Here is a 14,686-nt window from a genome sequence, read left to right as displayed (position 1 = left end):
TTATAAAAAATAAAGCTGTTTATTGAATTCTCACAGCTGATTTTGAAGGTAGTTGATTTCCTTTTCAGGTGCTCGCTTTCCGCGGGGCAGGCGGTGAGCCACATTCGTAACGTTTCACTCTTAAGTGTCTCACCTGACCGCTTGTCCCGCAGGAGTCTCGCACCTTGCACTCCAATCAACTTGGCAATGATGTCTTTTTAAGAATTTACTAAAACAAATATTCTTTAATCATAGCCAAACAAAAAATGCCTCTCTGCTTCAATATGAGCAGAAAGGCATATAATATTCTATGCACGTTCTCCTCATCTCCCAAGACCTTAATAAAAGTCTTGCAGGAATTGGCACCTTTCTAGATCAAATGCAATGCATAAGTTCTAGCGGTTGCCGGGTTTCATAGGGCCAGTCCCTCCACCTCTCGTGATAAGTAAAAAAGTGTTACTTTATTAAGTTAAAGCGTTACATGTTTTGAATCACTGTGAAGAATATTATCATCCTTGTCGATTTGTGTCAAATATTTTTTGCAGTTCTAACTAAAACACCTGCGGAGATTTGTTCCCAATGCGAACTTAAGTAAAAGATGGCTTCCCATTTTAATCGTTGCCTTAGTGTTCCATGGAACTCTATCATCTCTTGCCTCAGCAGCGTACTTAGCTTCATCTTCCCTTCTAACATTAAGGAAAGATATTTCGGATTCCCTGTAAATGTTACAGTCCGATTCCTTACTCCCTCTCTGTATTCTATTTTGAGAGTCGTTTCATCCTTGAATTTGAAGCTGGGTTTCACAGGAATATTATAAAGTGAAAGATATGGGCTTTTGGCAATCTGGCTTTCAAAGTAGTAAATATCTAACATAAAAATCCCCCCCGAATTGGTTGTTACTTCACCGATTCGAGAGGAATATTCACATACCTTTATAAACTCTTCGACAGTCGCAAGAAATCGTAATTGGTATTACGACAGGTTTACTCAAAATTAGTGCTTATGTTCATTTTTTTGCTGTTTTTGTTGCTGTTTGTGTTGCTGTTTGTTATCACTTTTGTGATTTTGCTTTTGTGGCTTACCAGCATTTCTCGATTCATATCCGTTTTTAGGTACAGCATTTTTTGTTTCAGGTCTTTTTTCATTTTGCTTTTTATTAATGCTTATATGGTTGTGCTTACTTTTTTTAACTTGTTTTTCGTCTGCCTTTATTTTGATCGGCTTTTGAGCTTTCACAAGATCTTTTTGTGCTTTCTTGTTATGGTGGCTATGATCATGCTCTCGTTTCTTTTGATCCAAGACAGGCTTATCAGATTTTTGCTTAATTTCATGCTGTGATGACTTAATCTTACGAGGATGCGGAACTACTTTAATATCTTTTGAAGAAGCTGTATTAACCTTCAGTTCTTGAAACTTAACTTCTTTGATCTTTTCTTCTTTATATGTTCTTCCATTTTCATTTGCTTTTTGGAATGCAGTATATTTACCCGATGATACTCCAAGCTGCTTTGCTTTTTTGCGAGTATCTTCGTTCGATTCTGTAACAGTGATTGCCACAGGATATTGAACAACAGCTTTTTTTACAATAGTATTCAATGCTTTATCCAGCTCTTTTTTAGTCTTTTTATCGCTTGAGCTGTCTGAGACTGAAGTGATCAGCATGGATTGATTATCGTCCATATAACCTTCTGATTCATATGCTTTTATCAGTTGATCTGCGAATTGTTCAAGCGGTATGGACTTATCCTTAGAAAATTCATATTTCTTTATGATATGTTCTGCTTCGTTATTAAAAGCATCAATTTCCACGACACGCATATCCTCATCCACGCCAACTTCCAGGCTTGGATTAATATCAAAACTGACATAGGCTGCAGCTGCTTGCTTACTGGTATAAGGGATAAAGCCTGAGAAAAAAAGAAAGGCAACTAGTGCTGCTATAGATAAAGAAATGGATGGCAACACAAAAAGACTCCTTTTTCTTTGCGAAAAATAAGAAGCCTGATACTCTTTGCCTATAAGAGGCCTTTTTCCTGCTGGGACTCTTACCGAAACAAATGTTCCATCCTTCATGAGAAGTGTTGCTTTTTTATTCTGAACTTCAATGACAATGCCGCTGCCGTTTTTCAATGATATCCCTCCCGCATGTAGCAGGATCAGTATAAATTACAGGTAAGAGAAGCTGAAATTCTCTTACCATGTAATCATCTTTACCTCACCTTATGGCTGAATGTAAGATTTCAGCGCTTGAAAATCGCCTAAATATATAAGTGATACTGCTATTATATACTTTCGATTTCTCTCTATGGTTTTACGACTACAGGATACCATATTTAATAAATCTTTTATTGGCAATTGCTTTTTTTCCTTTAAAAATGCGGCAAGTTCTTCGTTTTCAGCTAATAAACGTGCAATTTCTTTAGCATTTTCACGTGCATCTACGTGCTTTGGACAATGTTTGCTTAATACTTTAAAGTTTAATCCAAATGTTTTTAGTAACTTTTGGTACTCTTCAATCTCATATACACGATTTTCAACTTGAATCTGGCCTTCAAAATGATCCATCGCAGCTTTTTGCTCTGCATAACTTTCTTCTAAACGTCCTTCTTCATCTTCCTCGTCTGGCTGTAAGAAGATCAGTCTGTTCTGGCGTACTTCTTTTCGAATATAATCAATCACTCTGCGTCTAATAACCATATCAGCAAATGATAAGAAACGGCTTCCTTGGCCTTCTTGATATTGGTCGATTGCTTCATTGAAGGCAAAAAGACCTACACTAAACTCGTCCATTGTACGATCTATATATTGAGAACAAACTTTAGAAGTTACTTTCTTAATAAATGGTTGGTAATCACCTATAAGTTCATTCCTAAGTTTCTCATCGTTTCTTTCTTGGATCGTTAAAACCTTATCTTCTATGCTAGTTAGTTTATTTTTTGCAATCGGAAATACTGCATTTAAGTTTAAAGATGCCATGATTATCAATCACCTCTGTTAGAAAAATTGCTTTCTGTTTTGTTCGGTTTATTTAAAATTCGTTTGTTTTTGTTTTAAAAATAAAATCATTCTTATTTACCACAATTAAGACGGGAGCAAACATGCTAACAAGCTCTCCTATTCATTTATACCATGACTTTTGACATTTGTAGGATACAGTTCTATAACAATATTACAACGCTCGTAACATTTGTGACGTTATCGTTAAAATACTGAATAAACAAAACAAACTGATAATTTTCATGAAAACTCATTAAACCCTTTTGCATAGTGCTTAACGCTATTTTTATAAAAGAAAAAACACACTCCTTTTTGTTACAAAGAAGTGTGACAGCGACATTAAATTACCATTTTTTTCTTGGGTTTTAACCCCCGAAAAAGTGATTTTTTTATAGAATTAGGACGAAATAAAAAAATTGTGGGGTGTTTCACACATTTTTTTCAACCTATTTATTCCTTTTCAACAATTTTCAACATTGATTGATAAATATTTCCTGCTGATTGGAGCGCATAAATTCGATTAATGACGATTCCCCTCGAAAGTATTAGTAAACACGGCACGCTAGTTACGCCATATTTTGAAGCTAGCTCGGGCATTTCATTAATATTACTTATTCCTACTGCAACATTTTCGCCTTTTTGAACGCGAATGGTTTCTACCGCAACTTCAAACATCTTCTTTCCCATTTTACATGTTCCGCAAAGCGGCGTTTCTAAATATAGAAAGTAAGGTTTGCTTAGCGATTGCTCGATAACGGCATCCCAGTTATTTCGTGTGATTTCATTCATAAATTACTCCATTATTTTTCTAATGGAACTTTTAGCAACCGATCGTCATCTTTAGATGGCTGCCCTCTTCCATCTGTATTGTTCGTTACAATGTACATTTCATTTCCATCAACTAGAATATCACGAATACGTCCTTCATTGGTAACAATTAAGGTTCGCTTTTTGGAAGATGTCTTAACTTTCATTACACTTTCTCCTCGTAATGATGCTATATAAATGAATCCTTTTTTGTAATGTATCCCAGAAGGCGCCCACGTTTCTTTGCCAGAGTGGATCCATGGAATTTCCATACCTTCTCTTCTTTCATTTCCACGTATAACAGGCCAGCCATAGTTCTTACCAGGACTAATTTTATTTATTTCGTCATAGTTCGATGATCCATGTTCAGCGGCATACATGGTGCCTTCTTCATCCCAAGTCATTCCTTGAGGATTTCGATGGCCATATGTATAAACAGGGGATGGATAGAAAGGGTTATCTTTAGGAATCGTCCCGTCGCTGTTTATTCTTAAAATCTTACCTGCAAGGCTGTCCAAATTCTGTGAAAGGTTCTCATCACCGCTATCCCCTGTTGTGATATACAGCTTTTTATCTGGTCCCCATTCAAGCCTGCCACCATTGTGTGTAAAACCACCTGGAATGTCATCAAGAAGAATTTGATTTTCAATCCATTTTCCTGTCTCAAAGTTCATTTTAACGATTCGGTTTAACAATCTTCCCTTTTTCTCATATGTGTAATAAGCATAGGCTATTTTGTTTGTTTTGAAATTCGGATCCAACACAAAACCAAGAAAACCTCCTTCCCCATCATCAGATAAAGCTGACGAAAACTCAGGGGTGTATGAGGTTTTTTTATGCTTTGGCCCTATTGAAACAAGCCCCCCTGATCTTTCGCTAATCCACATTTCGTTTTGGGTGCCGTTAATCTGCCACGGAATATTTAATTTTTTCACAATCGTTTCATGTGAATCTGGTTTTACTTCGCCTTTATTTAAAGAACTGCATCCACTGAATATCGAGAAAGCCGTTAATATGGTCAAAGATATTATTTTCATAATTATCCTAAACAATTCTTATGAATATTAAAGTGTGCACCTACCAATACTTTTGCAAGATACATCAGCGGTGTTTTTGCAACTTCTCTGTACATTTTATTAATATATAAGTGCTCTGCATTCGGCAGTTCACGCTGCAGCTGTTTTCTTAATTTGTGGCCTGCATCATCAGCGTCGACTAAGATATAAACATCTCGATCTTCTATTGCTAATGCAAGCTCTTCTAATTTATCCAAACCTAATGTTCCGTTCGTACAAATGATTTCAACCGGTTCATCTAAGATGGCCGCTAGTTTATCTTTGTCTGACTTTCCTTCAACAATGATCACTTTGTTTTTGCTTTCATTCATTACTCATCTCTCCTATACATTGAAGAACTATAAAATGAATGCATCGCTTAGTTATATATTTGCTTTATTTTATTAAAATCCTGCAAGAGATGTTCTTTATTACTATACCCCTTTTTCCTATTTTCCTACCAATAGGCCTCCGTTATATGCGTTTTGTACTAATTCCTTGTTAACGTGTTTGATGCACTTCAATTTAAGGGAAATAGGAGGCATAAAACCAATTATGGAGGAGTCACTCATGGCAAAAACAGAGCAGAAAATGAGCCGAGCTGATGCAGGTCGTTTAGGGGGAGAAAAAACGTCCAAATCCCGGGGAAAAGAATTTTATCAAGAGATTGGGAAAAAGGGCGGTACTTCAACCGCTAAAAAGCACAGCAGTGATTTTTATCAAGAAATCGGAAGAAAAGGCGGAAGCTCCACATCCAATACACATAGCAAAACATTTTATCAAGAGATCGGAAAAAAAGGTGGAGCCGCCACATCTAAGAATCAAGATAAAGGTTTTTATCAAAAAATCGGTGCAAAAGGCGGAAGTGCTGAACGTCAAAAGAATGGTTGATACTTAAAAAATAATTTGAAAAAGAGGATGATGTCAAACTACTCATTTGACATTATCCTCTCGTTCTGGGGACCGAACTAGCACCAGCCCTTATCACACTCATCTACATATTTTGATGGATTAGGAAGCTCCACTGGCTTTTCACGTTTGTAAATTTTATCTGCATCAAATTCAAAACCCTCAGACATCTCATACATGTTTCCCTGATTGGTAAAACGAATCTGACCAATTTCATCTTTATCCAAGTAAAGGGACATGGAGCCGCCTTTCATTTTTCCAAATACTCTCGATGTTACATCGCGTCTGTCTTCGTTCATAAAAAAATCCCTCCAAAAAAGAATAGCAGTAAGCCTATTCTTTCCTGAAGAGAATGTTTTCATTAATCTTCTTTAATTAATTCTTCGTATTGTTCAGCTGTCATTAACTTTTCAAGCTCAGAGGAATCTGAAAGTTCTACAACAACCATCCATGCTTTCTCGTATGGAGATTCGTTTACAAGTTCTGGGCTGTCATCTAGATCAGCATTAACTTCAACAACTTTTCCAGATACAGGAGCATAAAGTTCAGAAACTGTTTTAACAGATTCTACACTACCGAATGGCTCGTCTGCAGTAAGTTCATCTCCAACTTCAGGAAGTTCAACGAACACGATATCTCCGAGTTCGTCTTGTGCAAATGCTGTAATACCGATACGAACTTTATTGCCTTCTTCTGTTTTTGTCCACTCGTGCTCTTCTGAATAGCGTAATTCTTTTGGAAATTCCATGAGTAATCCCTCCAGCTTTTCTTTGTTTTTATAGTAACTACAATAAAGGGTTTATTTCATTGCTGCTTTTGAAAGTAGTTGATTTCCGCTACAGGTAGCTCGCTTTCCACGGGGCGCACGGTGAGCCTTCTGCCGCTTTGCGCCATTAGAAGTCTCCACCTGACCGCTCGTCCCGTAGGAGTCTCGCCACCTTGCACTCCAATCAACTTGCAGATGAAGCAAGAAAAAAGAGCCTCTATTATAGTCAGCAACATTTTTTATTTTTTCCAGACGTTTTCGTACTGTTCTTCTTTAAAGCCTACTGTTACTTGTTTGCCATCTGTTGCGATCGGCCGTTTGATGAGCATGCCATCACTTGCCAAAAGTTCAAGAAGCTCTTCGTCTGTAGCCGTTTTCATTTTCTCTTTCATACCCAACTCGCGGTATTTCATTCCGCTCGTATTAAAGAACTTTTTGATCTCCAAATCGCTTAATTGGATCAAATTCTTAAGCTCTTCTTTTGAAGGCGGATTGTCCACAATATGTACAGGCTCAAAGGCTACTTCGTTTTCTTTCAGCCACTTTTTGGCTTTTTGACAAGTTGAGCATTTTGGATATTCATACACTTTCAGTAGCATTATATCACCCCTTTTCATAGTACCACAAACTAGTGTCACCAATAAAACAAGAAATTCTTCACGTTGCGAAATTTGTTTTATTCAGGATGCATCACTTTTTTTTATGACGCCCGCTTTTAGTTGGCGTGTGCTGGATTTCTGCCGTAAAATGCTCACATTATAATATCGGAGAGCTTTTGGGTGGAAGAAGGTGAGGGTATAGGCAGGAGCGGAAATTGTCGATGATTGTAGACTCGTGGATAAACAGCTGAAATTTCTGGATTGAGAGCTAAAACTCGTGGATAAACTGACCGAACTTCTGGATTGATGGTGCTTTTTTCGAACTTTTTATTAGAACTTGCAAAGTTTTTATTGTTAGCCTCTTTTTTCTTAAGAATTGCTGCTTTCAAAACTCATTTTCTTCTGTGACAGTTGATTGGAGTGCAAGGCGGGAGACTCCTGCGGGACAAGCGGGCAGGTGAGACACTTAAAAGTGAAACGTACAAATGTGGCTCACCGCTTGCCCCGCGGAAAGCGAGCGCCTGGAACGGAAATCAACTCGCTTTCATAAGCAACATTGATCTGCATTAACAAAAAAAGCCCTCCTACATAAGTAAGAGGGAAAGATTTAGATATTTTGAAGGTTAGCGTAAATCAGATCAATTAAACGATATAACGTTCTTCCTCAAGAAGCTGAACAGCCAGTTCGCGCTTCTTCTTAATAACATTAATAGGTGTATGACGCGTAAGCTTCTTCAAAGCAGACAGCATCATGCGCAGCATGTCGCCTTCTTCTACAGCAATGATGGATTCTTTTGCGTGAGCTTCAATGCGGTTGAATGCTTCTTGGCAATAAACTTCCGTATATAGAAGCTTTTGTTTTGCCTTTTCAGCGCCAGATCTTCCGATTGCTTTTTCAGTACGCAATAGAACAGATTCCATGCTGTAAACTTCACTGATAATATCAGCTAAGTTTGAAAGCACTTCTTGCTCTTGCTCTAACTTAGGTCCGAATTTTTGAACAGCTAAACCAGCTGTCATCAAGAAAATTTTCTTCGCCATAGATACCAAGTACTTTTCTTGATCCAAACTTTCCGTACCTACTTCTACAGGCATCAACATCATCAATTCCTGCTGAAGCTGTGTTGCTTTTTGAATCAGCGGCAATTCATTTTTCATCGCCTTCTTCACTAGCGTTCCAGGAACGAGTAAACGGTTAATCTCATTCGTGCCTTCAAAGATACGGTTAATACGAGAATCGCGGTAAGCACCCTCGATTTCATACTCTGACATAAATCCGTATCCACCGTGAATTTGAACGCCTTCATCTACTACATAATCGAGAACTTCTGAAGCTGATACTTTGTTTAGTGAACATTCAATTGCATACTCTGCGATCGCCTTTGCTAGTTCACGGCCATCTTTTTGCTTTTCTTCAGACAATGCCCCAAGGCGATTTTCAAACAAACCAACTGTTCTGTAAACAGAGCTCTCAGCAGCGTATGTTTGAACAGCCATGTTAGCAAGCTTTTCTTGAATCAAGCTGAATGAGCTGATTTTGCGTTTGAATTGCTGACGCTCGTTCGCGTATTTTACGGAAACTTCGAATGCACGCTTTGCAGCTCCCACACATCCTAAAGCAAGTTTGTAACGGCCGATATTTAGGATATTGAAGGCAATAAGGTGGCCTTTTCCAGCTTCCCATAACAGGTTTTCTTTTGGTACAGCTACATCTTCTAAAATCAGTGTGCGTGTCGAAGAGCTTTTGATCCCCATCTTCTTTTCTTCAGGCCCTGTAGAAACGCCTTGGAAGTCTCTTTCAACGATGAAAGCAGAGAATTGCTCGCCATCAATTTTTGCATAAACGACGAACACGTCAGCAAAAGCAGAGTTTGTGATCCATTGTTTTTCTCCGTTTAGCACATAATGAGTACCTTCAGCGTTTAATTTCGCTGTTGTTCTTGCACCAAGCGCATCTGAACCTGATCCTGGCTCAGTCAATGCATAAGCTGCGATCTTTTCACCTGTCGCAAGCTCAGGCAAATATTTTTTCTTTTGCTCTTCATTTCCAAAAAGAACGATTGGAAGTGATCCGATTCCTACGTGAGCTCCATAGCTGATGGAGAACCCGCGACCGCGTGCAAATTTTTCAGTAATTAAGGAAGACGAAATCTTATCTAGACCAAGTCCGCCATATTCTTCTGGTACATCTGCACCTAAAAGGCCTAGCTCTCCTGCTTTTGTTAAGAGCTTGCGAGATACTTCAAAATCGTGGTCTTCCATCTTTTCAAGCTGAGGTACAACTTCTTTTACTACAAAGTCTTCCGTCGTTTTTGCAATCATAAGGTGTTCTTCAGAGAAATCCTCCGGTGTGTAAATATCTGCTGCTGTAATGTCTTCTATTAAAAAGCTTCCACCAATGATTTGTTTTTCCGCTGTGTTTGACATGCTTTCTCCTCCTTATTATCCTACTAGTTCAAATACGCCAGCTGCACCCATACCGCCACCGATGCACATCGTAACAATTCCAAACTGTTCGTTGCGGCGCTTCATCTCGTGTAACAAAGTAAGTGTTAGTTTCGTTCCTGAGCACCCAAGCGGATGTCCAAGTGCGATTGCCCCGCCATTCACATTTACTTTGTCTTCTGGAAGGTTAAGTTCACGGATTACTTGAACGCTCTGTGAAGCAAAAGCTTCATTTAACTCAAATAAACCAATGTCCGAAAGCTCTAATCCAGCCATTTTTAATGCTTTCGGAATAGCAGCTACAGGACCGACTCCCATAATGTCAGGAGCTACTCCTGCCACAGCAAAAGAACGGAACTTCAATAGTGGAGTTAATCCTTCTGCTTCTGCTTTTTCTCTGTTCATCACAAGAACTGTTGCTGCTCCGTCACTTGTTTGCGATGAATTACCTGCTGTTACAGAACCAGTCGGCGTGAATGCAGGACGCAGTTTGCCAAGTACATCGACTGTTGTTCCTGCTCGAACACCTTCATCAACTGAGACAGCAATCTCTTTTTCAACTAGCTTTGATTGTTCATCGAGCCAGCGTTTCATCACATGTACAGGAACGATCTCATCGTTAAATTTGCCATCTTTAATCGCAGCTGCAGCTTTTTGGTGACTGCGTACCGCAAATTCATCCTGATCTTGTCTTGAGATGCCAAAACGTCTCGCCACTTCTTCAGCCGTATGTCCCATGCCCATATAGTATTGAGGAACCGTTTCTACTAAGTACGGGTTCGGCTTTACAACGTGCCCGACTACAGGAACGAGACTCATGGATTCAGCGCCTCCAGCGAGGATGGCTTCTGCTGCACCTAACATGATTTTTTCAGCACCATATGCAATACTTTGCAGACCTGATGAACAAAAACGGTTGATTGTAATAGCCGGTACCGTATCTGGCAATCCTGCTCTAGCACCGATCAGACGAGCCATGTTCATGCCTTGTTCCGCCTCAGGGACAGCACATCCAATGATCAAGTCATCGATCTCACCGTTATAATCACCTGCACGCTTCAATGTTTCTTTAATCGTTACCGCAGCCAGTTCGTCTGGTCTCATATGTGCAAAAGAACCTTTTTTTGCTTTACCAACCGCTGTTCTAGCACCTGCTACTATTACTGCCTCTTTTAACATTGAATTCTTCCCCCCTTAGTTTCTTAGCGGCTTGCCTTTTACAAGCATGTGCTGCATTCTTGCCTGGCTCTTCGGTTCTCCAGCTAGACTTAGGAACGCTTCTCTTTCAAGGTCAAGCAAATATTGCTCATCTACCAATGTTCCTTCTGGCACTCTTCCTCCAGCAAGAACAAAGGCTAATTTTTTAGCGATTTTCAGATCATGCTCTGAAATATATTGACTGAAATGCATCGTTTGAGCACCTAGTGCAAGCGTTGCGTAGCCCGCTTCACCTACAACTGGGATTTTCTTTTTAACAGGTGGTGTATACCCAAGCTCAGCTAGAGCGAGTACTTGTGTTTTTGCATCATGTAAAAGATGATCGCCGTTTACAGAGATGCTGTCTTCTTTACGTAAAAAGCCTAACTTTCTAGCTTCTTGAGCTGAAGTTGATACTTTAGCCATAGCAATCGTTTCGAACGCTTGATTTGCTACTTTTTGCAGATCACCTTTCGAACCTTCTGGCAGCTGCTCTAAAAGACGAAGATACAATTCCTTGTTTCCGCCTCCGCCTGGAATCAAGCCAACTCCTGTTTCAACGAGACCCATGTATGTTTCAGATGACATCTGCAATCTTGCCGCAGGAAGTGATACCTCAACACCGCCTCCGAGTGTCATTCCGAAGTTCGCTGCAACAACAGGTCTTGCACTATAGCGAACTCTTGCCATCGCTTGCTGGAATTGACGGACCATCATATCCAGTTCAAAGAAGTTGTCATCTTGTGCTTCCATTAAAATAAGCATTAAGTTAGCACCAACACAGAAGTTCTTGCCTTGGTTCCCGATTACTAGACCCTTGTAGTTCTTTTCAACCTCATCAATCGCCTGATGAAGCATCATAATGATTTCAGGTCCGATCGCGTTGTTTGGAGAAGTGAACTCCAAACCTGCAACATCATCGCCAAGATCGATTAAAGTAGCTCCGCCGTTCTTCGTAATCACGTTTCCTTTTTCTTTTAAGCGGCTTAAGTGAACTACTTTTTTGTTTTCTTCAACAGGGAGATATCTTCCGTGATGGTAATAGGATTTATCGCCTTCTGTCTTTGTGTAAAATGAAGTCTTCTCTGATTGAAGAAGTTCCTCAACCCACACCGGGATTGTTTCCCCTTCTGCTTTCATTCGTTCTACTGATTCTGGAAGTCCGATTGCATCCCAGATCTCAAATGGACCGTGCTCCCAGCCAAATCCCCATTTCATCGCCTGGTCAATCGCAACAAGATCATCTGCAATTTCATAACATTTTTCAGCAGAGTACAGAAGAACCGGTTTAATGATGTCCCAAAGCAATTTCCCTGCTCGATCGTCACTATATAAAAGCGCTTTCACTTTTTGGTTCGTTGTTTTCATTTGTTTCGCAGCTTCGAGTGTTGCTGTTTTCATTTTTGAGCGGGGCTTGTATTCCAATGTTGCAGGATCCAGCTCTAGAATCTCACTGCCTGCTTTACTTCTTTGTTTTAGATAAAACCCTTGCCCTGTCTTACTTCCTGTCCACCCTTTATCAACCATTTCATTTAGGAAATCAGGAATTTCAAATACTTCTTTTTCCTTGCCGTCTACTTGTTCGTAAACATTGCGTGCTACGTGAAGGAACGTATCAAGACCAACAACATCAAGCGTTCTGAACGTAGCTGATTTTGGACGCCCGATCAGTGGACCTGTCACCGAATCAACTTCACCGACGCTGTATCCTTGTTTCAGCATTTCTTGCATCGTCACCATCAGTCCGTATGTTCCGATGCGGTTCGCGATAAAGTTTGGTGTGTCTTTCGCTTCAACAACACCTTTTCCAAGTACGTTTTCACCGAAGTTACGCATAAATTGAACGACTTCTGGTTTCGTATCTTCTGTAGGAATGATCTCAAGAAGCTTGAGGTATCTTGGCGGATTGAAGAAATGCGTGCCTAAGAAATTCGCTTTAAAATCTTCTGATCGTCCTTCAGCCATGGCACGAATGGAGATTCCTGATGTATTTGAAGTGATGATGCTTCCAGGCTTGCGGTATTGATCAACTTTTTCAAATAACTTCTGCTTTACATCTAAACGTTCCACAACAACTTCGATAATCCAGTCAACATCTTTCAGTTTTTCAAGATCATCAGTTAAGTTTCCAATGGAGATCAATTCTAGGTTTTCTTTTACTGCCAGCGGAGCCGGCTTTTGTTTTAACAATTTTTGTGTAGCAGATAGCGTAAATTTGTTTCTGAAAGCCGGATGATCTTCAGTGATCCCATTTGCTTTTTCCTCTTCACTTAAAGAAGGCGGTACAATATCCAATAGTAATGTTGGTATTCCGACGTTTGCTAGGTGAGCGGCTATGCCTGATCCCATTACACCAGAACCCAGAACGGCAGCTTTTCGGATTTCACGAGACAAAATAGTCTTCCTCCTTTATTGAATGAATACTCATTCATTTTTTATCCATAAAAAAATTAATCAGCCTATACTCAATATAAAATATATTCAGAATTTTAGCAATAGTTGAGAACTATTTCTTTTAATTTCGTAAAATTTTTAGCTAGGGGTCTGTCCCGGGGACAGACCCCTAGCCTTCTTTTTGACTTCACCAATCAAAAAAAATCAAAAAAAATCAAAAAAAAAGAACCCATCAAGGTTCTTTTTTGGCTGAATCTTTTATTTACCGAACACACCTTTAAGTACGAACACTACGTTCGCTGGGCGTTCTGCTAAACGTCTCATGAAATAACCGTACCAGTCGTTTCCGTATGGCACATAAATACGCATTTTGTAGCCTTCTTGCATCAATTGATCTTGTCGCTCTACACGGATTCCATATAACATTTGGAATTCAAATTGATCGTACGGAATGTTGTGCTTTTCAACTAAATCTTTTGTATATTGGATGATCTCGTCATCATGAGTTGCGATTGCTGTATAGTTACCATTTAAAAGGTGTGTTTCAATCAACTTTTTAAAGTTATTATCCACATCGCTTTTCTCTGGGTAAGCGACAGTCTGAGGTTCCTTGTAAGCACCTTTAACTAGACGCAGATTCGGATGGTACTCATCCAAGATTTGTACATCTTCTAACGAACGGTACAAATAAGCTTGGATAACGGTTGAAATATTATCATATTCACTCTTTAGTAGTTTAAAGATTTCTAATGTCTTCTCACAACGAGAATAGTCTTCCATATCAATCGTAATGAAAACATTATGTTTTTGTGCCGCATCCATTATTTTTCTCATGTTGCTTAGCACTAGTTCATCACTAATATCTAATCCCATGGAAGTCATTTTTAGAGAAAGCTGTGAATCAAGTTTTTCTTTGCTGATTGCCTTGATTGCTTGAATACAATGCTCAGTCATTTCTGCAGCTTCTCGTTCGTTGTCAACAAATTCACCAAGATGGTCAATCGTTACTGGCATTCCTTTATCATTCAATCGCTTAATAGCAGAAATAGAGCTTTCAAGTGTTGCTCCTGCTACGAAACGACCTGCACCGAAACGAAGACCGTATCTTTTTGCAAGGTTTGTTAACGATTTATTTTTAGCAAGAAATAAGAAAAAATTGCGCATAAGTTGTTCCAACCCAATTACCCCCTAATACCCTTAAAAATTAAAAAGATTGGTTAAATTCTTTGTATGATGTAACCGCTTTAAATATATCATTCTTTTTGCGAATATTGTCGATTTTGAAAAATTAAAAATATTTGTATGCTGAAAAAAGACAGCCTTGACGACTGCCCTCGTTTCATTGTATTTATTTTTGTGCTTTGTGGTGCTCATCATTTGGGGTGTTTTAGTAGTATTTTTTTGATTTTGGAAGTGGTTGATTTCCGTTCCAGTTACTCGCTTTCCGCGGGGCAGGCGGTGAGCCACATTCGTACGTTTCACGTATAAGTGTCTCACCTGCCCGCCTGTCCCGCAGGAGTCTCGCACCTTACTCTACA

18 protein-coding genes and 1 riboswitch are annotated in these 14,686 nt (G+C 39.3%); of the genes, 2 read left to right on the top strand and 16 right to left on the bottom strand.

Going from position 1 to position 14,686, the window contains the following annotated elements; translation table 11 throughout:
• Positions 1-299 precede the first annotated feature (299 nt).
• Positions 300-427, bottom strand: a riboswitch (SAM riboswitch).
• Between the two features lie 80 nt (positions 428-507).
• The 6 genes from QUF49_RS04850 to QUF49_RS04825 all read right to left on the bottom strand — a co-directional run bounded on the left by QUF49_RS04850 (position 508) and on the right by QUF49_RS04825 (position 5,170).
• On the bottom strand, positions 508-852 hold the full coding sequence (locus QUF49_RS04850) for a hypothetical protein (RefSeq protein WP_289494609.1): 345 nt from the start codon (positions 850-852) through the stop codon (positions 508-510).
• A gap of 120 nt (positions 853-972) precedes the next feature.
• Positions 973-2,109 (bottom strand): anti-sigma-I factor RsgI family protein, encoded by a 1,137-nt coding sequence (locus tag QUF49_RS04845; RefSeq protein ID WP_289494608.1) that lies wholly within the window; start codon positions 2,107-2,109, stop codon positions 973-975.
• A 90-nt stretch (positions 2,110-2,199) separates the two neighbouring features.
• Positions 2,200-2,955 carry an RNA polymerase sigma-I factor gene (gene sigI / locus QUF49_RS04840; RefSeq protein WP_289494607.1) on the bottom strand — a complete coding sequence of 252 codons (756 nt, stop codon included), beginning with the start codon at positions 2,953-2,955 and terminating at the stop codon, positions 2,200-2,202.
• A gap of 471 nt (positions 2,956-3,426) precedes the next feature.
• Positions 3,427-3,765, bottom strand: coding sequence for a thioredoxin family protein (locus tag QUF49_RS04835; protein ID WP_289494606.1), 339 nt, complete (start codon positions 3,763-3,765; stop codon positions 3,427-3,429).
• Positions 3,766-3,776: 11 nt separating this feature from the next.
• On the bottom strand, positions 3,777-4,820 hold the full coding sequence (locus QUF49_RS04830; protein ID WP_289494605.1) for a PQQ-dependent sugar dehydrogenase: 1,044 nt from the start codon (positions 4,818-4,820) through the stop codon (positions 3,777-3,779).
• 2 nt (positions 4,821-4,822) lie between these two features.
• Positions 4,823-5,170, bottom strand: coding sequence for a toprim domain-containing protein (locus tag QUF49_RS04825; protein ID WP_289494604.1), 348 nt, complete (start codon positions 5,168-5,170; stop codon positions 4,823-4,825).
• A gap of 238 nt (positions 5,171-5,408) precedes the next feature.
• Here QUF49_RS04825 and QUF49_RS04820 point away from each other — a divergent pair, with 238 nt between their 5' ends.
• Complete coding sequence (locus QUF49_RS04820) at positions 5,409-5,729, top strand: KGG domain-containing protein (protein ID WP_289494603.1); 321 nt, start codon at positions 5,409-5,411, stop codon at positions 5,727-5,729.
• Between the two features lie 77 nt (positions 5,730-5,806).
• On the opposite strand, the gene QUF49_RS04815 is transcribed toward QUF49_RS04820, so the two are convergent.
• From QUF49_RS04815 to QUF49_RS04795, 5 genes are all read right to left on the bottom strand, one after another.
• On the bottom strand, positions 5,807-6,046 hold the full coding sequence (locus QUF49_RS04815; protein ID WP_289494602.1) for a YusG family protein: 240 nt from the start codon (positions 6,044-6,046) through the stop codon (positions 5,807-5,809).
• 62 nt (positions 6,047-6,108) lie between these two features.
• The gene (gcvH, locus tag QUF49_RS04810) at positions 6,109-6,495 is read right to left on the bottom strand and encodes a glycine cleavage system protein GcvH (RefSeq protein WP_066239057.1); all 387 of its coding nucleotides are present in this window, start codon (positions 6,493-6,495) and stop codon (positions 6,109-6,111) included.
• A 56-nt stretch (positions 6,496-6,551) separates the two neighbouring features.
• The gene (locus QUF49_RS04805) at positions 6,552-6,701 is read right to left on the bottom strand and encodes a multidrug transporter (RefSeq protein WP_289497720.1); all 150 of its coding nucleotides are present in this window, start codon (positions 6,699-6,701) and stop codon (positions 6,552-6,554) included.
• A gap of 51 nt (positions 6,702-6,752) precedes the next feature.
• Positions 6,753-7,112, bottom strand: coding sequence for an arsenate reductase family protein (locus QUF49_RS04800; RefSeq protein ID WP_289494601.1), 360 nt, complete (start codon positions 7,110-7,112; stop codon positions 6,753-6,755).
• A gap of 152 nt (positions 7,113-7,264) precedes the next feature.
• The gene (locus QUF49_RS04795; RefSeq protein ID WP_289494600.1) at positions 7,265-7,501 is read right to left on the bottom strand and encodes a hypothetical protein; all 237 of its coding nucleotides are present in this window, start codon (positions 7,499-7,501) and stop codon (positions 7,265-7,267) included.
• Positions 7,502-7,527: 26 nt separating this feature from the next.
• Between QUF49_RS04795 and QUF49_RS04790 the strand changes: the two genes are divergently transcribed.
• Positions 7,528-7,662 carry a hypothetical protein gene (locus tag QUF49_RS04790; RefSeq protein WP_289494599.1) on the top strand — a complete coding sequence of 45 codons (135 nt, stop codon included), beginning with the start codon at positions 7,528-7,530 and terminating at the stop codon, positions 7,660-7,662.
• A 92-nt stretch (positions 7,663-7,754) separates the two neighbouring features.
• On the opposite strand, the gene QUF49_RS04785 is transcribed toward QUF49_RS04790, so the two are convergent.
• The 5 genes from QUF49_RS04785 to QUF49_RS04765 all read right to left on the bottom strand — a co-directional run bounded on the left by QUF49_RS04785 (position 7,755) and on the right by QUF49_RS04765 (position 14,675).
• The gene (locus tag QUF49_RS04785; RefSeq protein ID WP_289494598.1) at positions 7,755-9,539 is read right to left on the bottom strand and encodes an acyl-CoA dehydrogenase family protein; all 1,785 of its coding nucleotides are present in this window, start codon (positions 9,537-9,539) and stop codon (positions 7,755-7,757) included.
• Between the two features lie 15 nt (positions 9,540-9,554).
• Entirely contained in the window at positions 9,555-10,736 is a 1,182-nt protein-coding gene (locus QUF49_RS04780; protein WP_289494597.1) for an acetyl-CoA C-acetyltransferase, read from the bottom strand.
• A gap of 15 nt (positions 10,737-10,751) precedes the next feature.
• Positions 10,752-13,148, bottom strand: a complete 2,397-nt coding sequence (locus tag QUF49_RS04775) for a 3-hydroxyacyl-CoA dehydrogenase/enoyl-CoA hydratase family protein (RefSeq protein ID WP_289494596.1) — start codon at positions 13,146-13,148, stop codon at positions 10,752-10,754.
• Positions 13,149-13,406: 258 nt separating this feature from the next.
• Complete coding sequence (locus QUF49_RS04770) at positions 13,407-14,324, bottom strand: proline dehydrogenase (RefSeq protein ID WP_289494595.1); 918 nt, start codon at positions 14,322-14,324, stop codon at positions 13,407-13,409.
• Positions 14,325-14,345: 21 nt separating this feature from the next.
• Complete coding sequence (locus tag QUF49_RS04765; protein WP_289494594.1) at positions 14,346-14,675, bottom strand: hypothetical protein; 330 nt, start codon at positions 14,673-14,675, stop codon at positions 14,346-14,348.
• Positions 14,676-14,686: the final 11 nt, after the last annotated feature.

This window comes from Fictibacillus sp. b24, assembly GCF_030348825.1.
GTDB lineage: Bacteria > Bacillota > Bacilli > Bacillales > Fictibacillaceae > Fictibacillus.
The sequence above is the reverse complement of the archived record's forward strand: the minus strand, read 5'-3'. Positions and strand labels throughout refer to the sequence as shown.